This is a genomic window from Pantoea sp. GCM10028869, from assembly GCF_042666835.1.
Classification (GTDB): Bacteria; Pseudomonadota; Gammaproteobacteria; order Enterobacterales; family Enterobacteriaceae; genus Pantoea; species Pantoea leporis.
On the sequence record NZ_JBHTGO010000005.1, the window covers coordinates 234,154 to 252,055 of the forward strand.

The following is a 17,902-nucleotide window of genomic DNA, read 5'->3' on the forward strand; positions in this document are numbered from 1 at the left end:
GCCGCTTGCTGCCGGAAAGAAAAAGCGCGCTGGTTGAATTGATTATTTATTATTTTGAACAATCGATATGAAAGAAATTAAAACCGATAGCCTTTGGGTCCATTTGCACTGGTTAACCGTGCTGGCTGAGCTCGGCAGTTTTACGCGCGCGGCGGAACGATTAGACGTCAGTAAAGCGGCGATGAGTCAGAAGATTAAAGAGCTGGAAAAGATGGCGGGCGTGGCGTTGGTGCAGCGCACTACGCGCAGCGTGCGACTGACTTCCGCCGGTGAAAAGCTGGTGGATGAGCTGCGCGATCCCTTCGCGCGTATCGCGCAGAGCTTTTTCAGCGTGCGCGATGAAGCCGGTCCGGTGCGTGGCATGGTGCGCGTCACAGCGCCGGTGGCGTTTGCGCGTCAGCAACTGGTGCCGATCATTGGCGATTTCCTGCGCGACTATCCGCAGGTGCGCTTGCAGCTGGATGTCACCGATCGTCTGGTGTCGCTCGGCAGTGAAGGCTTTGATCTGGCGATTCGCCACAGTGATAGCCTGCCTGAAACCCATGTTGCGCTGCCGCTGTGTGAAACCCGCGCGCTGCTGGTGGCGTCGCCGGCATATCTGGCGCAAAACGGCCTGCCGGATTCACCGCAGGCGTTGCAGCAGCATAATTGTCTTTATTATCCGCGCGGACTCGAATCGCCGCAGTGGCGCTTTCGATTAGCGGACGGCGGCAGCGAAACCGTGCAGGTGAAGATTCAGGGCAACTTTGCCACCAACAACAGCGAGTCGATCCGCGATGCCGCATTGCAGGGTTTGGGCATTGCGATGCTGCCGGATTTCAGTGCCAGCGCGGCACTCGCCAGCGGCACGCTGCAGCAGGTGCTGCCGCAGTGGCAAGCGGTGGATGCGTTCGCCGACCGGTTGTGGGTGGTGCGCCCGTATGCCGCACAGGTACCACGGGCGGTGACCACCTTAATTCACTGGTTACGCGCGCGCTTTGTTGATGGGTGATGCCAGCGCGATCGGCGCAGGCGTTTGCATCATCTGACCCAACAAACTGCTGCGGTTGTAGTTGCCGAGCCGCAGGTTGAAGTCGAGATGCAACTGCTCATTGCCGCTGAGTTTAATCACCGGTGGCGGCGTGAGTGGACGCTGGTGAAACAGCACCGCGTGGGCAAACGCCTCGCTTTTCCAGCCGCTTAAACGCTGATAGTAATAAGCGTTCGCCTCGCATTTACGCAGATAGAGATTCACCCGGCGATGTTCGCGCATGGCGATCTGCTGCGCCAGAGAACCTAATTGCTGCTGCGGCTGCGCAATTTTCTGCGTCAGCAGGGAATAATCATCGCGCTTGGTCAATTCACTGAAGTAATTCTGTTCGCCGAGATGTTTGATCGGCGCGTAATGTTTTTGCCACTCGCGGATAAAGGGATTATTGGCGGTTGCCGCCAGGAACCAGCTCTCAATCACCGGCGCGAGATAGTTGACGGTGGCGTTTTCGTGATAATAACCAATCACATCCATGCGACGTTCCTGATGCGCGCGATGTACCCAGGAGAGATCTTCAAATAATAAAGTGCTGCAATCAATGGCAATGCCGCCATAACGCAACAGTAATTCCAGACGAATCACTTCGCTGCGTTGTTGGGCGGTTAATTGGGTCGAGGTAAAGATAAAATCCGGTAAAACTTCTTTTATCGTTAAACGATTTAATAAATGAATTTCATGATCGGGATTATCCTGACGAATCTTTTTAATATTTAACGCCATTGATTTCGGTAAATATTCATTATCCCAATACATCCAGACTTTCTTTGGAATCTCTGGCAGATCTTTTTCGCCAGAAAGTAACACGATATTGTCCTCCTGGCTGGGATCGTATTCCGGCGCACAGAGCGCATTATGCTGTTTTTTCTGCAGGAAAGTCTGGCTGGTAAAAGCGAGTCTTTTCCAGTTATGCCAGAGGGTTAACGCTGGCTGAAGGCGTTTTTTATTCATGATGCACCTGATTATTGTGATTATGCTGGCAAGGCGTCCCTGAATCGCGGCGCTGAGCGCTCTTGATTGTCCTTTAGGCTGTGTGTAAAAAAGTACTCTCCTATGCTTAATAAAACATTCTGTGCGGCGCGGCTATCACTTTTTGATCCTTTCAGATAAACCGGAAAATCAAGGATCCGTTAAGCTTTAAATTAACGATAAATAACCGCGTGGATTGTTGATTATTCTATTTTATCTCATTGAGACTATTCCTAATAAAATAACAATAGCGTGGCGTAAGTCGCGGGGCGGATTAAAAATTGCGTGTGAGATCACGTGTTAACCTCGCTGCATTTTTCGCTGGCCTGCCGCGAAAATCCCCTCCTGATTGCGGGTTGGCTACGCTTAAAGGAGGTGACGAACAAAAGGAGACACTATGCAGCGACACAACCGTGGATTACTGGCGGTCGATAAGCAGGGCAATCGCGTGCTGTTTCTCAATCCCGAAACCTTTGCCGTTGAACAAGAGTTAAATGCCTTTCCGCCGCGTCCACACGAGCTTCTGATGCTGCCGCAGCTGGAGAAAGCTTACGTGCCGATCTACGGCGACGGCATTCACGGCGACAATCCGCATCCCGGCCACAAAGTGGCGATCATCGATCTGCGCCTGCGGCAGATCAGCGGTTTTATCGATCTGTCGCCGTTAAAAGCACCGCACAGCGGCCAGCTGGGACGAGACGGTAAAGTTTATCTCTGCTGTGAAAACAGCGCGGCGGTGGCGGTGATTGATCCCGTTAGCGATCGCGTGGAGAAAACCATTCAGCTACCTTCGCACAATGCGCACCGACTCACTTTGTCGCCCAGCGGTCGCAAGTTGTTCACCGAGAATGAAGAGGACGCCAGCATTACCGTGGTGGATCTGTGTGAGGCGGAAGGGCGGATTATTGACAATATTCTGATGCCCGGCCCGATTTCCGGCATCGCCGCCTCGCCGAAACATCCTTATCTGGTGGCGAGCGCCGCCGATGCGCCGCTGCTGTATGTGGTGGATCGGCAAAGCCATCGTATCCGCCAGCGCCTGACGTTGCCGGGCCACCAGCAACCGTGTCAGGTGGTGCGCTTCAGTGCCAACGGCGAGCGGCTGGTGGCGATTGGCGATCAGGAGCCGGTGGTGACGCTGTTTGACGAGCTGCTCAATCCGCTCGGCGATATTCATGTTGGCAACAAGCCGATGGATGGCTGCTTCAGTGAGGATAATCACAGCTTGCTGATTGCTAATGAGGGCGACGGTTCGCTCAGCCTGATTGATCTGCAGCAGATGAAAGTGATTGCCACGCCGCAGGCCGGTACCGGTTGTGAAGTGCTGAGTTACTTTCAGCTCAAACCTTAAATAAACGGGCGATGATAAATCGCACTGCTCCAGTGGCGGCTGCTGGCATGTTTTTCGGCTTGCCAGCCGCGCTTGCGTAACTCGCGTGCAATCAGCTTATTCATGATGCCGTGCCCAACCAATAACACCGTGCCTTGCTGCGACAGCACCACCAGTTTATCCGCCGCCAGACGGGCACGTTCTCGCGCATGCTGCACCGATTCGACATGGCCGGCATAGCCGCACAGCCACAACAAGCGTAATAGCGCCAGCCAGACGTTGAGCGGCAGATGCAAGCGTTCAAACGGCAACGTCGGTATCGCCACTTCGCTGAACACCTCATCCACCGCGTTTGGCTGCAAGCCCAGCCGCGTTAACGACGAGCGGGCGCGCGGCAGCGGGCTGGTGGCGATCACACTCGCCAGGCGCGCAATAGTCTGACTGCGCGGCGGCGGGGAGTCGCAAATATCAGCCTGATCGTAACCTTCACACCAGTCGGCCAGCGCCCGAGCCGTGAAGCGCCCCGTGACCGGATGATTGGGTTTACCGTGTCGCATAAGAATAATGGTCATAGCGCTCCTGAGTGATCTTTCTCCAGTGTAATGCAGACGTTGAGTCAGTCGCGCACCGGTAACGGCATTTAAGAATATTGCGGGTGTGTCATTAAACCTTAACTGAACTGTGCGAAAACCAGCGCGATGAAGATGCAGTATGCGCCGTTAAATGGTAAGCAATAATCGTTAATTACGTTGTAATCAGACATTTCTTGCATACGCGCATTAGATGTAATGTCATGAATTAACGCCTCTTTTATCTTGTGCTCATGAGTTATAGTGAAGTTTATCTAATAAATGTCACTATTTTTGCTTGATTTATCTACGCGCGTAGATAGACTATGCCCATAGTGATAACTCACGGTGCCAGAGACGAAGTTGGCCTTGAGATGACCCAGTTACATTTGCCTTACTAATGCGATCGATGAAAATTACATCGGCGGGAACAGGCGAAGAAGCGGATTCCAACACCAGGGAATTCATTACTGATTTTTCATCCAGGTTTGCCTACTGAACGTCGCCACCGGGGAGTTCCGCTTGTTGCAAGGGAACTGACCCACGGAAGGGCGTTTGCTGTTTTTACCTCATTCAGGGATTGGGTTATGACGGTTTCGCAACAAAGCTCACTGACATCCTCCTCAGCTGCCGACGCGCGGCTTGAAACATCATCCGGCCGCAAAGATTTCTGGCGCGCCACCTTCTCGTGCTGGCTCGGCACCGCGATGGAATATGCGGATTTTGCGCTGTATGGCCTCGCTGCCGGCATTATCTTTGGTGATGTCTTCTTCCCCGAAGCCACGCCGACTATCGCCTTGCTCTCGAGTTTTGCCACCTGGTCGGTTGGCTTTATTGCCCGCCCGATTGGTGCCTTGCTGTTCGGCTGGATCGGCGATCGTAAAGGCCGCAAAACAGTGATGATCTCGACCATCATTCTGATGGGCGCCTCCACAACATTAATCGGTTTGATTCCCTCCTATGCCAGCGTTGGCGTTTGGGCACCGGCGTGTCTGGTGCTGCTGCGCTTTACCCAGGGTTTGGGGGCGGGCGCAGAGTTGTCCGGCGGCACAGTGATGCTGGGCGAATACGCACCGGTTGAGCGTCGCGGTTTGGTCTCGTCGGTGATTGCGCTGGGCTCAAACAGCGGCACGCTGATCGCCTCGCTGGTTTGGCTGGCGGTGATCCAGATGGACAAAGAGAGCTTGCTGGCGTGGGGCTGGCGTATTCCGTTCCTCAGCAGCGTACTGATTGCGGTGGTGGCGTTGTGGATTCGTCGTCATCTGCGAGAAACGCCAGTGTTTGAACGCCAACAGGCGGAATTGCAGGCCGAACGAAACGCCACGCTGGCGCAGGTGAAAGCAGAAGTTGATACGCGCAGTTTCTGGCGTCGCACCCGCGCCTTCTGGACCATGGTGGGTTTACGCATCGGCGAAAACGGCCCCTCTTATCTGGCGCAGGGCTTTATCGTCGGTTACGTCGCCAAAGTGCTAATGATCGATAAGTCGGTGCCCACCACCGCGGTATTCATCGCCTCGTTACTTGGCTTCGTGATTATTCCGTTTGCCGGTTGGCTGTCGGATCGCTTCGGTCGCCGTATAACCTATCGTTGCTTCTGCTTATTGCTGATGTTCTACGCCTGGCCCGCCTTTAGCCTGATGGACAGCCGCGACCCGACGATTGTAATCGCGGTGATTGTGGTCGGCATGGCGCTGGCATCGCTGGGTATTTTCGGCGTGCAGGCAGCGTGGGGCGTCGAGATGTTTGGCGTGAAGCGTCGTTATACCAAGATGGCGGTAGCGAAAGAGCTGGGGTCTATCCTTTCAGGAGGCACCGCACCATTAGTGGCGGCGGCGCTGCTGTCGTTTACCGGACACTGGTGGCCGATCGCGGTTTACTTCACGGCGATGGCCAGCATCGGTTTTCTCACCACTTTCGTGGCGCCGGAAACGCGCGGACGCGATCTCAATCTGCCGGAAGATGCCATCTGACCAGCAGGATCGCGTAAATCACAACCCCCATTGGCCGGATATTCCGGCCAATGGCATTTACGCAGGGGCAAAGGAATGGCGAAATCTCCAACCGGAAACGTAACGCGCACGGACGTGGCAAAAATCGCCGGCACCTCGGTGGCGGTGGTCAGTTACGTGATCAATAACGGCCCGCGTCCGGTGGCAGAAGCCACGCGTCAGCGCGTGCTGGAGGCGATCAAACAGACCGGCTATCGCCCCAACGCGGTGGCGCGCGCGCTGGCTTCGGGCAGCACTAAAACCTTTGGTTTAGTGGTGCCAAACATCGGCAATCCCTTTGTTGCCTCGATGGCGCACATGCTGTTGCAGGAGTCGATGAATCACGGCCACGTCATGCTGTTGGGGGATGCCGGCGACGATCGCAAACGCGAGCTGGAGATTATTCAGGGCCTGTTAAATCGTCAGGTTGATGGCCTGTTTTACAACAGCGTCGATCGCCATCCCTACATCGATGTGATTCAGGCCAGCGGTACGCCGCTGGTGATGCTGGATCGCATTGAGCCGCGTCCAGGCGTTGGCATGCTGCGCGTCAATGAGCGCGAAGCGGCGTGCCAGGTGACCGCGCATCTGCTCAGCCACGGTTATCAGCAGGTGGGCATGATCAGCGGTCCACTGGACATGCTTAACGCGCAGGACCGTATTCACGGCTGGCGCGATGCGCTGGCGCAGAAAGGGTTGCTGGCAGATGAGGCAATGATTTTCCCTGCCAGCTACACGCGGCAGGGCGGTTACGACGCCGCGCAGCGCATGGTGGCCAGCGGTCGTGTGCCGCGCGCGCTGTTTACCAGTAATGAAGGCCAGGCGATTGGCTGCATTCGTGCGCTGTCGGAGCATGGACTGCGCGTGCCGCAGGATGTCGCGCTGGTGTGTTTTAACGGTACCGATCAGTCGGCGTTTCATGTGCCGACGCTCACCACCGTACGTCAGCCGCTGCGCGATATGGCGCGCAGTGCGATTGCTATGCTCAAAAATTGGGATGGCGACGCGAAGCTGGCGGAATTTCCTCACCATTTAGAAATCGGTGAGTCCTGTGGCTGCCAGCTTACTCAACAAGAATAAAATTATAACACTATGAAAAGATTGATTATTGATTGTGATCCGGGAAACGGTATAGCGGGTGCCAACACCGACGATGGCCTCGCGCTGGCGTTAGCATTGGCCTCAAAGTCACTGTCGCTGGAACTGATTACCACTGTGACCGGCAACACGCCGAGCGCGGTGGGGGCGCAGGTCGCGAAAGATCTGCTGCAGCGGCTGGGACGCAACATTCCGGTGGTGCAGGGCGCGCTGCAGGCGCTGCGTGAAGATCCTGCGCCGTGGCGTGCGCGTCTTGATAACGTTGCTGATGAAAAGCTCGGTGAACTGTGGCGCGGCGTTCGTCAACCGCAGCGTATTCCGGCGGATGGACATGATGCGGCTGGCGTAATGGGCCAACTGATTTGTGACAATCCCGGCGAGTTTACGCTGGTAGCCATTGGCCCGTTGACCAACGTGGCGCTGGCACTGCAGCGTTATCCAGAGATGGCTGAATCGGTGGCAGAGATTGTGATTATGGGCGGCGTGTTCGCGCTGGATGATTACATCAAAGACACCAATTTTGGCCTCGATCCGGAAGCCGCGCATCAGGTGCTGCACAGCGGTGCTGCCATCACGCTGGTACCGATGGACGCCACCACGCAAACCCTGATGACGCAGCAGGATCTCACGCGGCTGACCGCTAACGATCATCCGTTGCCGCAGTTTGTGCGCGAGACGTTGCGGCCGTGGATCGATTATTCGATCCGCACCCGTCATCTGCCAGGTTGCTGGATACACGACGCGCTGGTGGTGGCGTGGCTGCTGAATCAGCGTGTCGCCGACGGCGTGGATTATCATGTGGATATTGAGCTGCGGCCTGGCGCCACGCGCGGCAAAAGCTGGCGTTATCGCACGCCGCTGCGGCTGGATATTGGCGTGCCACCGCAGACCGGCGCCTTGGTGCATGTGATTCAAACCGTTAATAATGCGCTGCTGCTTGAGATGATCGAAAAGGCATTTAATCAGTTATAAAACCGTTGACTGCACCTGCCGTAACGGCGCGATAAAACGCGCCGCTACAGGATATTACCTCCATCAATGACACGTTTTTTTACACCGCGCATCACTCGCTGACAATTCCTACCACAGCCCGCCTTTCTGACATGCTATATACAAATAGTTAACAAATTAGTAACCCGTGAAATTATTTGCGCGGTAACTTCTACTATAAATCCGGCCAACGAACCGGAAGCTCATCAGACAGGATACCAACATGTTCAACTGGACTGCGACCCAGCGCAACGTGGCTTTTGCCAGTTTCGCGAGCTGGACGCTGGATGCGTTCGACTTCTTCATCTTAGTGTTTGTCCTCAGCGATCTTGCCCAATATTTCCATACCAGCGTCTCCGATGTTTCTCTTGCCATCATGCTCACGCTCGCCGTGCGTCCGATCGGCGCGCTATTGTTTGGTCGGCTGGCGGAGAAGTACGGCCGCCGACCGATTTTGATGCTCAATATCGTGATGTTCTCGGCGTTTGAGCTTCTGTCGGCGTGGTCGCCCACCTTCACGGCGTTCCTCGGTTTCCGCGTGATTTACGGCGTGGCGATGGGGGGGATTTGGGGCGTGGCGTCGTCGCTGGCGCTGGAAACTATTCCGGATCGCTCGCGCGGCTTGATGTCCGGCATCTTCCAGGCAGGTTATCCGTGCGGCTATCTGCTGGCGTCGGTGATTTTTGGTTTGTTCTTCGAAACGGTCGGCTGGCGCGGCATGTTCCTGATTGGCGCGTTGCCGATTCTGCTGCTGCCGTTTATCTACTTCAAAGTGCCGGAATCGCCGGTGTGGCTGGCGGCGCGCGAGCGGAAAGAGAGCAATGCGCTGCTGCCGATTATCCGCCAGCACTGGAAAATCTGTATCTATATGGTGCTGCTGATGGCCTGCTTTAACTTCTTCAGCCACGGTACGCAGGATCTCTATCCCACCTTCCTGAAAGTGCAGCATCAGTTTGATCCGCACACCGTCAGCATCATTGCCATCAGCTACAACATCGCGGCGATGCTGGGCGGCATTACCTTTGGTGCACTCTCCGAGCGCATTGGCCGTAAGCGCGCGATTATTCTGGCGTCATTCCTCGCGCTGCCGGTGTTGCCGCTGTGGGCCTTCTCCAGCGGTTCATGGATGATCGGTATCGGCGCGTTCCTGATGCAGTTTATGGTGCAGGGCGCGTGGGGCGTGGTGCCGACCTATCTTACCGAACTGGTGCCCGCCAATGCGCGCGCGGTGCTGCCGGGCTTTGTCTATCAGCTGGGGAATTTGATCGCCTCCGTGAATGCGACGCTGCAGTCGCGTATCGCCGAGGCGCACGGCGGCAATTATGGTTTGGGCATGGCGATTGTCGCCGGAACGGTGGCGGTGCTGATTTGCGTATTAGTGGCCTTTGGTCGCGAGACGCGCGGCATCGAAATCTCCGGTGCCGCCGCGCGCGAGTCGTCTTAAAGCGCCTCGCAGACGTCAACCCATTTCGCCGCGGTGAGTTCCGCCATGCGCTGCGGCGAAATGCGCACCGCGCTATGAATCGATCCGGCTGCGGGCAGCACTTCATCAAAGCTGCGCAGCGACACATCGCAATAGACGGTAAGCGGATTTTCCAGCCCGAACGGGCAAACGCCGCCGACCGGATGTCCGGTCCAGTTCACCACCTCATCCACGCTTAACATGCGTGCCTTGGCGCCGAGCGCAGCTTTCAGCTTGCGGTTGTCGAGACGCGCATCGCCGCGCGTAACGATCAGCACGATGGCATCTTTCACTTTCAGCGACAGGGTTTTGGCGATTTGCCCAGGCTGAACGCCATGAACGCGTGCGGCCAGCTCAACGGTGGCGGTGCTTTCCGGCATCTCGATGATGTCGATATCCGGTGCATGTTCGGCAAAGAAGTGCCGTACCGACTCCAGGCTCATTGTTATCTCCGGTAAAAACAGAGCCGAAAAAATGCCACAAGCCTGGAAAAGTGTAAACGGGAGAAAAGGAGAATCTGTAACAGAATGCGCGGGGGCTACACCGCTTTTAACGTGCAGTTACCGCAACGTTCTACATCGGGGATACGATAGCGCTGGCAGCAGCTGCGTCGTTCCATTTCGCCATTACGCGGGATCATGGTGCGATACAGCGGATTATCGCTGCCATCGAGCAGGGATTTGCTAAAAAATAGCGCCTGTTCCAGCTGCAAAATCGTCTCTTCTGGCAACTGGTTTTTCAACTCGCCAAGGAACCAGTAAAACGAAAAGCCCATGTTGTTCCAGATAAGCTTCGCATTGATATCACCGTGCTGCGTCATGCCGTTAACCGCCGGAATCAGGCATTGCTGAATCAGGCGATCGATACGCTGCTGGGCATTGAGGTAGCGCGCATCCTCATCTTCCTGCACATCCAGCCAGAAAGCGCACGGATGGCCGTTTTCGTGGAACTCAACGTGAATCAGATGCGGCGAGCAGTTCAGCGCACGCGGTTCCTGCAATAACGCCATCATCAGCGGTGGCAGCAGCAGGCCAAAATACCACTGCGCCCACAGCGATTGCAGCGGCTTAGCTTCCTGCTGCACATCAGGATGATCGCGATAGAGATAGTCGCTGTAGCGCTGCGTCAGGCGGCGATAGTGAAGCGGATTAGACCACTCGGCCAGGGTTAACGTCCCGGCGGGTGCCGGCTGGCCAAGCTTGAGGTTATCCAGCATGTAGCTGCGTTGATCGCGCATCAGATCTTCCAGTGCGCTCGCTAAACTGCGATCGCTCTGCATAAAGATCAGTGAATGCTCGCTGAAGCGATGATCCTGACGCGTGATGATGGCCATGCCGGTCCTGAGTGATAACGGGAATCGAGAGACAAATGATAATCGTTCCCAGCATTTTGAACAACATTTCTGCACATGCGTCTGTTAACGCACATTTCGTCGCGGCACGTTTTATCGCGCAATAAATTGCGCCGCGACGAGGTGTGCGTTTGGTAATGACGAGGCCTTATATCAGTTCATTACTCGCCTGCGTCAATTTCGGCAAATCTTCCCACGCCAGAATAGTGTTACGTCCCTGATTTTTCGCCACATACAGCGCGCGGTCAGCATTGGCGACCGCCTGGTCGAAATCGTCAGCAAAGATAGGCGCGATACCAGCGCTGATGGTGACGTGCGTCGAGACTTTCTCATTGAAGCGGTGCGGAATTTCTAAATCCACCACGTACTGACGAATGCGTTCAGCCAGTTTCATTGCGATTGAGGCATTCACATTGGTCATCAGCACCAGAAACTCTTCGCCACCGTAGCGTGTGACCACATCGCGCGAACGCACCGCGTCGCGGATCGCCACGGACACGCGCGCCAGCGCCTGATCGCCCATCGCATGGCCGTAATTGTCGTTGTAGGCTTTGAAGTGGTCGATATCCAGCAGCAGCACAAAGTGGCTGCCGGCGTGGTTTTCCAGAATGGTATCAAGGCGATTCTTCAATCCACGGCGGTTGTACAAGCCGGTAAGCGGATCGAGCATGCTCAAATCGCTGAAGCTCTCTTTTTCCTCATACAACTGGCTCACCAGCCGACGGGTGAAGGTATCAAAGCGACGACGCATTAAATGGTGCAGTGAAAAGCCGATTAATGGCAGCGTAATGGTGAATAAGATCATCATTAAATGCTGACCATCATCCAATAACAGCACGGTTAATACCGGCGGCGTGATGTGTAAACAGAATGCAATCAAATAATCACTCAGCGCAATGGCACTGATAAAGAACACGCTTAACAGGCTGATAATTAAAAAGCTGCCATCAAAATAGTAAACCAGATGATATCTGTGGTTAATATGCCACGCCCACAGCGCACCCAAAATAAAAGCCACAGGATTTAATAGCGGTAATTTTTGTTTTGACGCCATTAAGCAAATAACCAGCAGCGTGGAGCTGAAGCCCGCTACAACGTCCACCGGCAGCGAGCGTATTGGGCTATCGCTGCCTAAAATCGGCAGCAGGCAAAAAAGCGAAACGGCGACATTAAGAAACAGAAATAGCATCAGCGACAGCCGATATTTACTCTGTTTCAACTCATCATAAGATTGTAATTTCATTATTATTCTCGTGACAGCCCTGATATATCAAAGCGCTACCCGCAAGTAATAGTTTACCTACCCGGATAGAGAGCACGTTATTGTTGTGTTAGCGATATTGTTATCGGCGGCAATTTAGCATTTTCCAGTAATTCTGTCATCCGGCATGGCTTGCGACAAAAATTCGCTGCAAGATGAGAAATATTGTCATATGATAATGCGAATATTTATCATTTGAGGGTTGCGCGATGATCATGGCGATAATAGCCGCCTGCGGACTATGGGGCGTGAGCTGGGTAATGGGTAAACGTCTGGATAGCGGTTGGGGCGTGTTATTACCCTGCGCGGCGATGCCGATTTTTGCGTTATGGGAACCGAGTTTCAGTCAATGGCGAGTGGTGATGATTGTGGCACTGCTGCTGACCGTGGTGATGCTGTTTCACCATCGCCTGCGTCACTATCTGTTGCTGCCATCTTGTCTGGCATTGGCGGGCGGCTTAGCGGCGGTGTCGGTCAATTTCCACGTTATCTGATCAAATCGCAGAAACGACCACATCACGCTGAGAGCGTGAAGTTCGTTGAAAAATCTTTCGGGGGATTTACGGCTCGAAAGGAGTGACAACTGTTGGTGCGAAGGGAGGGACTTGAACCCTCACGTCCGTAAGAACACTAACACCTGAAGCTAGCGCGTCTACCAATTCCGCCACCATCGCATCTTAGTTGTCTGTTTATATCGTCGCATTGGTGCGAAGGGAGGGACTTGAACCCTCACGTCCGTAAGAACACTAACACCTGAAGCTAGCGCGTCTACCAATTCCGCCACCATCGCTCAGTGCGCAGATATAAACTGTGTGATTTTAGTTTGGTGCGAAGGGAGGGACTTGAACCCTCACGTCCGTAAGGACACTAACACCTGAAGCTAGCGCGTCTACCAATTCCGCCACCATCGCAAACTAACAACACCCTAAAGTATTGCTAACCACGGAGGCGCATTTTAGAGATTTTACTCATTGCGTCAACACATATTTCGCGACGGCAAAACGATCGCTGTAAAAAGCAACGTTTCTGCCGCCGCGCTGCTGTTAACGCGTTTTGGCACCGCGACCATATACGGCGCGATAGACTTTGAAGCGTCCGGTTTGCGCCAGCACTTCGTGATTGCCAAAGGTTTCATCCAGAATTTGTGGATATGGCAGGAAGGCGTTAGCCACGATACGCAGTTCGCCGCCGCTGTTCAGATGCTTAAGCGCACCGCGAATCAGCGTGTTAGCCGCTTCAGGGCTGGTTTGCAGGCCATCGTGGAACGGCGGGTTAGAGATGATCATGTCGAAACGGCCGGTAACGTCAGAGAACACGTTACTGGCAAACACTTCACCTTCCAGTTCATTGGCGGCCAGCGTGGCTTTACTCGCTTCAATCGCAGCAGCATGCACATCACACAGCCACAGACGCACGCGCGGCGACACTTTCGCCATCACAGTTGCCAGCACACCGCTACCACAACCGATATCCAGCACTTTGCCACGGAAATGCGGCGTCAGCGTGGAGAGCAGCAGATCGCTGCCGATATCCAGACCATCACGGCTGAACACGCCCGGCAAGGTATGGATGGTGAGATCCTCGAGCTGATAAGTATGGCCGTAGCTGCTGGCATCAAAGGTTGGCTGCTTATCGAGACGACCGTGATACAGGCCACAACGACGCGCGCTATCAACTTTCTCCAGCGTCGCCCACGCTTCCAGCATGCCTTCGGCGCTGCGCACGCCGCTGCGGTTTTCACCCACCACGAAGATATCGCAGCCTACCGGCAGCAAAGAGAGCAGGTTTTGCAGCTGGTACTGCGCTTCGGGTTTGTTCTTCGACCAGTAATAAACCAGCGTATCGCAGCCTTCAACATCGGCAGCGGTTGCAACCATGCTGTAAACCGCACGTTCGCCAAGGCGATGGCTTAGATTCTGCCAGTGATGATATTGCTGGGTATGCACGCGGCTCGACGCGGTTTCTAGCTGGGCGGGCAGGTCATCCTGCAGGTCGCCAGCAAACAAAACGTTGCGGGCGGTAAATTCATCACTGTGGCGCAGAATCACTTCGCTGGCCGGGGTAAAAGCAGACATGGAACGCTCCTGTTAAATCAGAGCCGCGATTATAGTGCTTTGTTGGCGCATGTTCGATGGGTTTGCTAGCATAGCGTCGCATTCTGGCAGCATAACGGGTAATAGCATGAGCACAAGGCGCGACTGGCTTCTACAGCAAATGGGGATTACGCAGTATCAGCTGCGGCGTCCGCGCGTGCTGCAAGGGGAAATTGCCGTCACGCTTTTGCCCGACACGCGTTTGGTTTTGGTGGCCGAACAGGCACCCACGCTACAAGAACCGCTGATTCGCGACGTGCTGCGCGCGCTGAACATTCAACCCGCGCAGGTCATGGCGTTAACGCCAGACCAGCTGCAAATGCTGCCGGAGCAGGTCGATTGCGCCGGTTGGCTGCTGGGCGTTGAGAGCGAACATCCCTTTAACGGCATTACCTTCAACACCGCCGTTTTCAATGAACTGATCAGCAGCGGCGCAGCAAAACGCGCCCTGTGGCAACAGATGTGTAACCATGACAGCCATCTCTTTAGTCACCCCTGAAGACCAGCCGCAGCTGCTGGCGATTGAGCGCCGCGCACATGCTTTTCCGTGGAGCGAGCAGACGTTTAGCAGCAATCAAGGCGAACGTTTCGTTAATATCCGCATTGAAGTTGAAGGTAAGCTGGCCGGATTCGCCATCACCCAAGTGGTGCTGGATGAAGCGTCGCTTTTCAATATTGCGGTGGATCCCGACTTCCAGCGCCGCGGCCTGGCGCGCCAGCTGTTGCAGCATCTGATTGCTGAGCTCGAGCAGCGCGACGTGATGACGCTATGGCTGGAAGTGCGCGCCTCAAATATGCCGGCGATTGCGTTGTATGAGCAGCTGGATTTCCATCAGGTGAGCGTACGCCCCAACTATTATCCCACTGCCAGCGGACGAGAAGATGCCATCATTATGGCGCTAACGCTTTAAGGAGCACCATGCTAAACGATTGGGACTGCATCCTGTTTGATGCAGACGAAACGCTTTTCCATTTCGATGCTTACGCTGGTTTGCAGCGCATGTTTGCCCGCTATGACGTGCAATTTTCTGCGCAGGATTACACCGATTATCAGGCGATCAACAAGCCGCTGTGGGTCGATTACCAGAACGGCACCATTTCCGCACTGCAGCTGCAAACGCGCCGCTTCACCTTGTGGGGCGAAAAGCTGAGCGTCGCACCCGAAGTACTCAACAGCGATTTCCTCAGCGCAATGGCCGATATCTGCCTGCCGCTGGAAGGCGCAGCCCACCTGTTATCAACGCTGAAAGGCAAAGTGAAAATCGCCATCATCACTAACGGTTTTACTGCGTTACAGCAGGCGCGACTTGAGCGTACCGGATTCCTCGATGTGTTTGATGCGCTGGTGATTTCTGAAGAAGTTGGCGTACCGAAACCTGACGTGGCGATTTTTGATCACACGCTGGCCTTGCTGGGCAACCCGGATCGCAGCCGCGTGCTGATGGTCGGCGATACGCCAGAATCAGATATTCTCGGCGGCATGAATGCCGGCCTGAAGACCTGCTGGATCGATCACGGTACGCGTCCGTTACCCGATCACATCACGCCAACCTGGCAGGTGAAAACGCTGGCCGAGCTAGAAGCGATTCTGACTGAAGGTTAAAAGTATCTATTCATCGTTACCATCGTGATGATGCTGAGAAGCCCGCTGTGCGGGCTTTTTTTATGTTATTATCTATGCATGAATCTATTCATTAATCTATTCATCAGACAAGGTGGCGGCAATGGCTGAGCTACAAAGTTTGCTGCTGGAAGGACCGCTTAGCGCGGCGGATCTGCTGGCTCGATTGCATATCAGCCAGGCCACGCTTTCACGCCAACTGCGTCAGCAGCCGCAGATTATCAAATGGGGCAAAGCGCGCGCGACGCGTTATGCGTTGCTGCGGCCCATCCGGGGTGAAAGCCGCTTCCCGCTGTATCGTATTTCTGCTGAAGGTCAGGCATCGCCCGCTGGCATCCTTTTGCCAACCTGGCCGCAGGGCAGTTGTCTGCATCTGGACCAGCACGATCAAGGCCGCTTTTATGACGGCTTACCGTGGTTCCTGCAGGAGATGCGTCCGCAAGGTTTTCTGGGCCGACAATGGGGCCGTGAATACGCGCCACAGCTCGGGCTGACGGATGATATTCGTCTCTGGAGTGATGAGCAGTGCCTGATGGCGCTGGCAAGCGGCGGCATCGATATGCCGGGCGCTTTTATTGTTGGCGACATGACATACCAGCGTTGGCTGCAACAGCCCGCACCGCAAGCCATCAGCGAGGCGCAAAAAATCGCGCGTTATCCGCTGATGGCACAACAGGCGCTGAGCGGCGATGAACCGGGCTCATCGGCTGGCGGCGAACAACCGAAATTCCTGTGCTATGCCGCAACGGCGAATGGCGATCGTCATTGTCTGGTGAAATTTACCGTCGCCCGTCAAAGTGATAATGCTGAGCGCTGGCGTGATTTGTTACGCGCGGAGCATCTGGCGTTGCAACATTTACTGGCGGCGGGATTGCCTGCCGCACATAGCCAGCTGATTGATAGTGAAGGACAATTGTTCCTCGAAGTGCAGCGTTTTGATCGCATTCATCAACGGGGTCGACGCTGCATGAGTTCATTAGAAGCGGTAAGCGCAGAGTTTATCGGCCATCAACAACACTGGCCGGATGCGCTGCGTGAGTTGCAGCGTCAGCAACGTGTTGATGCGGTAGCGGTTGAACGCGGGACTTTGCAGTGGGCGTTTGGACGACTGATTGCCAATAGCGACATGCACGCGGGCAATCTGTCTTTCTTTACTGATGAAGAACGTTTCAGCCTGACACCGGCTTACGACATGCTGCCGATGGCGCTGGCGCCCAATTCTCAGGGGCACATGCGCGATGAAGTCAAACTGACGCTGGATTTCGCGCTGCCAGGCGCCGTGTGGCGCGCTGCCAGCGCTATGGCGAAAATCTACTGGCAGGCGATTGCAGAGGATGCTGAGTTTAGCGCGAACTTCCGCAGCATTGCCGGGCAGGCATTACAGCAACTGGAAGCGATGGAAGTAACAATGCATAAAATGGCTTAACGCTCTTTTTCAGTCTCTGTGGTTGCCGCCGCCGCCTCTTCTTGCTCTTTCTCTTTATCCTCTTTCACCGTGCGGCTCGCCGTTAGCAGGAACGGCGATTGCTGCCAGCGGGTGCGACGGTCGCGCAGCAGGGTGCGCGTCAGGATAATGCCGATGGCCAGCGCCAGTAACATCATCAGGCGCAGGATGTTGGTGGTGTTATCCACCTGACGTGATTCCGTCACCAGCACGTGAGTATCCAGCGTGACGCGCAGGAAACCTTGCGGGCCATCTTTGCCTTCCAGCGGCTGCACAATTTGATGGTTGAAGTAGCTACCAGCGCGTTTGCCATCCAGCGACAGCCGATCACGCACATTAATGCTTTCGCCGCTGTGCGCCACCAGGCTGCCATCATCGGCGTAGACGGAAGCATCAAGAATGCGGCTGTTGTCGGTCATCTGATTGAGGATGGCGGCAATCTGCGTGCGGTTATCGTCGCTGTTATCCATCAACGGTTTAAGGCTAAACGCCACCTGTTTGGTCAACGTGCGCGCCAGTTCTTCCACTTGTTCAGAGCGAGCCATTTGATGGCCGAGGCTAAACCAGGATGCGCCTTGCATCAGAACCACTAACAGAGCCAGCGAGATAAGAACAATCACCGTGCGATGCAGGCGAAATTTCAGTGCGGTTTTAACCATCAGAAACCCGTGTGATGTAACAGCAGAAAGGCTGGCAATT

General features: G+C 55.0%; 18 protein-coding genes and 3 tRNA genes. 11 read left to right on the plus strand and 10 right to left on the minus strand.

All coding sequences use genetic code 11. The features are described 5' to 3' along the window. Nucleotides 1-67 precede the first annotated feature (67 nt). Nucleotides 68-991, plus strand: coding sequence for a LysR family transcriptional regulator (locus ACFQW4_RS15105; protein ID WP_101762199.1), 924 nt, complete (start codon nucleotides 68-70; stop codon nucleotides 989-991). Here ACFQW4_RS15105 and ACFQW4_RS15110 read toward each other — a convergent pair. Continuing rightward, nucleotides 965-1,978 carry a glycosyltransferase family 32 protein gene (locus tag ACFQW4_RS15110; RefSeq protein ID WP_222185209.1) on the minus strand — a complete coding sequence of 338 codons (1,014 nt, stop codon included), beginning with the start codon at nucleotides 1,976-1,978 and terminating at the stop codon, nucleotides 965-967. The two genes, ACFQW4_RS15105 and ACFQW4_RS15110, sit on opposite strands and share 27 nt — an antisense overlap. A 415-nt stretch (nucleotides 1,979-2,393) precedes the next feature. On the opposite strand from ACFQW4_RS15110, the gene ACFQW4_RS15115 reads away from it, so the two are divergent. After that, a complete protein-coding gene (locus ACFQW4_RS15115; protein WP_101762197.1) occupies nucleotides 2,394-3,347 on the plus strand; it encodes a YncE family protein in 954 nt (317 codons plus the stop codon). Here ACFQW4_RS15115 and ACFQW4_RS15120 read toward each other — a convergent pair. Then, nucleotides 3,344-3,898, minus strand: a complete 555-nt coding sequence (locus ACFQW4_RS15120) for a histidine phosphatase family protein (RefSeq protein ID WP_137385106.1) — start codon at nucleotides 3,896-3,898, stop codon at nucleotides 3,344-3,346. The two genes, ACFQW4_RS15115 and ACFQW4_RS15120, sit on opposite strands and share 4 nt — an antisense overlap. Before the next feature lie 584 nt (nucleotides 3,899-4,482). Here ACFQW4_RS15120 and ACFQW4_RS15125 point away from each other — a divergent pair. From ACFQW4_RS15125 to ACFQW4_RS15140, 4 genes are all read left to right on the plus strand, one after another. Beyond that, nucleotides 4,483-5,865, plus strand: coding sequence for an MFS transporter (locus ACFQW4_RS15125; RefSeq protein WP_377726030.1), 1,383 nt, complete (start codon nucleotides 4,483-4,485; stop codon nucleotides 5,863-5,865). 75 nt (nucleotides 5,866-5,940) lie between these two features. Beyond that, nucleotides 5,941-6,963, plus strand: a complete 1,023-nt coding sequence (locus ACFQW4_RS15130) for a LacI family DNA-binding transcriptional regulator (protein WP_101762194.1) — start codon at nucleotides 5,941-5,943, stop codon at nucleotides 6,961-6,963. Nucleotides 6,964-6,975: 12 nt separating this feature from the next. Then, on the plus strand, nucleotides 6,976-7,953 hold the full coding sequence (locus tag ACFQW4_RS15135) for a nucleoside hydrolase (RefSeq protein ID WP_101762193.1): 978 nt from the start codon (nucleotides 6,976-6,978) through the stop codon (nucleotides 7,951-7,953). A 241-nt stretch (nucleotides 7,954-8,194) separates the two neighbouring features. Further along, nucleotides 8,195-9,415: an MFS transporter gene (locus tag ACFQW4_RS15140; RefSeq protein WP_101762192.1), complete on the plus strand. Its 1,221-nt coding sequence runs from the start codon at nucleotides 8,195-8,197 to the stop codon at nucleotides 9,413-9,415. On the opposite strand, the gene ACFQW4_RS15145 is transcribed toward ACFQW4_RS15140, so the two are convergent. From ACFQW4_RS15145 to ACFQW4_RS15155, 3 genes are all read right to left on the minus strand, one after another. Beyond that, entirely contained in the window at nucleotides 9,412-9,876 is a 465-nt protein-coding gene (locus ACFQW4_RS15145; RefSeq protein WP_008107722.1) for a YbaK/EbsC family protein, read from the minus strand. The two genes, ACFQW4_RS15140 and ACFQW4_RS15145, sit on opposite strands and share 4 nt — an antisense overlap. A gap of 95 nt (nucleotides 9,877-9,971) precedes the next feature. Continuing rightward, nucleotides 9,972-10,766: a siderophore-iron reductase FhuF gene (gene fhuF / locus ACFQW4_RS15150; RefSeq protein ID WP_377726034.1), complete on the minus strand. Its 795-nt coding sequence runs from the start codon at nucleotides 10,764-10,766 to the stop codon at nucleotides 9,972-9,974. Nucleotides 10,767-10,932: 166 nt separating this feature from the next. After that, nucleotides 10,933-12,027: a diguanylate cyclase gene (locus ACFQW4_RS15155; protein ID WP_137385109.1), complete on the minus strand. Its 1,095-nt coding sequence runs from the start codon at nucleotides 12,025-12,027 to the stop codon at nucleotides 10,933-10,935. 227 nt (nucleotides 12,028-12,254) lie between these two features. Between ACFQW4_RS15155 and ACFQW4_RS15160 the strand changes: the two genes are divergently transcribed. After that, nucleotides 12,255-12,539: a DUF1435 domain-containing protein gene (locus ACFQW4_RS15160; protein ID WP_110867479.1), complete on the plus strand. Its 285-nt coding sequence runs from the start codon at nucleotides 12,255-12,257 to the stop codon at nucleotides 12,537-12,539. Between the two features lie 93 nt (nucleotides 12,540-12,632). Here the strand turns inward: ACFQW4_RS15160 and ACFQW4_RS15165 are convergent. The 4 genes from ACFQW4_RS15165 to rsmC form a co-directional block, all read right to left on the minus strand. After that, nucleotides 12,633-12,719 (minus strand) — tRNA-Leu (locus tag ACFQW4_RS15165). 29 nt (nucleotides 12,720-12,748) lie between these two features. Next, nucleotides 12,749-12,835 (minus strand) — tRNA-Leu (locus tag ACFQW4_RS15170). 34 nt (nucleotides 12,836-12,869) lie between these two features. Continuing rightward, nucleotides 12,870-12,956 (minus strand) — tRNA-Leu (locus tag ACFQW4_RS15175). A 132-nt stretch (nucleotides 12,957-13,088) separates the two neighbouring features. Then, nucleotides 13,089-14,120: a 16S rRNA (guanine(1207)-N(2))-methyltransferase RsmC gene (gene rsmC, locus ACFQW4_RS15180; protein ID WP_377726036.1), complete on the minus strand. Its 1,032-nt coding sequence runs from the start codon at nucleotides 14,118-14,120 to the stop codon at nucleotides 13,089-13,091. Between the two features lie 106 nt (nucleotides 14,121-14,226). Between rsmC and ACFQW4_RS15185 the strand changes: the two genes are divergently transcribed. The 4 genes from ACFQW4_RS15185 (at nucleotide 14,227) to yjjJ (ending at nucleotide 17,185) form a co-directional block, all read left to right on the plus strand. Continuing rightward, nucleotides 14,227-14,637 carry a DNA polymerase III subunit psi gene (locus ACFQW4_RS15185; protein ID WP_101762186.1) on the plus strand — a complete coding sequence of 137 codons (411 nt, stop codon included), beginning with the start codon at nucleotides 14,227-14,229 and terminating at the stop codon, nucleotides 14,635-14,637. Next, on the plus strand, nucleotides 14,609-15,049 hold the full coding sequence (rimI, locus tag ACFQW4_RS15190) for a ribosomal protein S18-alanine N-acetyltransferase (protein ID WP_101762185.1): 441 nt from the start codon (nucleotides 14,609-14,611) through the stop codon (nucleotides 15,047-15,049). The genes ACFQW4_RS15185 and rimI overlap by 29 nt, the downstream gene beginning before the upstream one ends. Nucleotides 15,050-15,057: 8 nt before the next feature. Then, complete coding sequence (gene yjjG / locus ACFQW4_RS15195; RefSeq protein WP_137385112.1) at nucleotides 15,058-15,741, plus strand: pyrimidine 5'-nucleotidase; 684 nt, start codon at nucleotides 15,058-15,060, stop codon at nucleotides 15,739-15,741. A 121-nt stretch (nucleotides 15,742-15,862) separates the two neighbouring features. Continuing rightward, entirely contained in the window at nucleotides 15,863-17,185 is a 1,323-nt protein-coding gene (gene yjjJ, locus ACFQW4_RS15200) for a type II toxin-antitoxin system HipA family toxin YjjJ (RefSeq protein ID WP_309836007.1), read from the plus strand. Here yjjJ and ACFQW4_RS15205 read toward each other — a convergent pair. Then, complete coding sequence (locus tag ACFQW4_RS15205; RefSeq protein WP_101762182.1) at nucleotides 17,182-17,862, minus strand: YtjB family periplasmic protein; 681 nt, start codon at nucleotides 17,860-17,862, stop codon at nucleotides 17,182-17,184. The two genes, yjjJ and ACFQW4_RS15205, sit on opposite strands and share 4 nt — an antisense overlap. Nucleotides 17,863-17,902 lie beyond the last annotated feature (40 nt).

Excerpts from the sequence above, each read along its gene's own strand:
- yjjJ (WP_309836007.1), top strand. The coding sequence starts at position 15,863 with ATGGCTGAGCTACAAAGTTTGCTGCTGGAAGGACCGCTTAGCGCGGCG.
- rsmC (WP_377726036.1), bottom strand. The coding sequence starts at position 14,120 with ATGTCTGCTTTTACCCCGGCCAGCGAAGTGATTCTGCGCCACAGTGAT.
- ACFQW4_RS15110 (WP_222185209.1), bottom strand. The coding sequence starts at position 1,978 with ATGAATAAAAAACGCCTTCAGCCAGCGTTAACCCTCTGGCATAACTGG.
- ACFQW4_RS15160 (WP_110867479.1), top strand. The coding sequence starts at position 12,255 with ATGATCATGGCGATAATAGCCGCCTGCGGACTATGGGGCGTGAGCTGG.
- ACFQW4_RS15135 (WP_101762193.1), top strand. The coding sequence starts at position 6,976 with ATGAAAAGATTGATTATTGATTGTGATCCGGGAAACGGTATAGCGGGT.
- ACFQW4_RS15120 (WP_137385106.1), bottom strand. The coding sequence starts at position 3,898 with ATGACCATTATTCTTATGCGACACGGTAAACCCAATCATCCGGTCACG.
- rimI (WP_101762185.1), top strand. The coding sequence starts at position 14,609 with ATGACAGCCATCTCTTTAGTCACCCCTGAAGACCAGCCGCAGCTGCTG.
- ACFQW4_RS15105 (WP_101762199.1), top strand. The coding sequence starts at position 68 with ATGAAAGAAATTAAAACCGATAGCCTTTGGGTCCATTTGCACTGGTTA.
- ACFQW4_RS15130 (WP_101762194.1), top strand. The coding sequence starts at position 5,941 with ATGGCGAAATCTCCAACCGGAAACGTAACGCGCACGGACGTGGCAAAA.
- ACFQW4_RS15185 (WP_101762186.1), top strand. The coding sequence starts at position 14,227 with ATGAGCACAAGGCGCGACTGGCTTCTACAGCAAATGGGGATTACGCAG.
- fhuF (WP_377726034.1), bottom strand. The coding sequence starts at position 10,766 with ATGGCCATCATCACGCGTCAGGATCATCGCTTCAGCGAGCATTCACTG.
- ACFQW4_RS15125 (WP_377726030.1), top strand. The coding sequence starts at position 4,483 with ATGACGGTTTCGCAACAAAGCTCACTGACATCCTCCTCAGCTGCCGAC.
- ACFQW4_RS15115 (WP_101762197.1), top strand. The coding sequence starts at position 2,394 with ATGCAGCGACACAACCGTGGATTACTGGCGGTCGATAAGCAGGGCAAT.
- ACFQW4_RS15205 (WP_101762182.1), bottom strand. The coding sequence starts at position 17,862 with ATGGTTAAAACCGCACTGAAATTTCGCCTGCATCGCACGGTGATTGTT.
- ACFQW4_RS15140 (WP_101762192.1), top strand. The coding sequence starts at position 8,195 with ATGTTCAACTGGACTGCGACCCAGCGCAACGTGGCTTTTGCCAGTTTC.
- yjjG (WP_137385112.1), top strand. The coding sequence starts at position 15,058 with ATGCTAAACGATTGGGACTGCATCCTGTTTGATGCAGACGAAACGCTT.
- ACFQW4_RS15155 (WP_137385109.1), bottom strand. The coding sequence starts at position 12,027 with ATGAAATTACAATCTTATGATGAGTTGAAACAGAGTAAATATCGGCTG.
- ACFQW4_RS15145 (WP_008107722.1), bottom strand. The coding sequence starts at position 9,876 with ATGAGCCTGGAGTCGGTACGGCACTTCTTTGCCGAACATGCACCGGAT.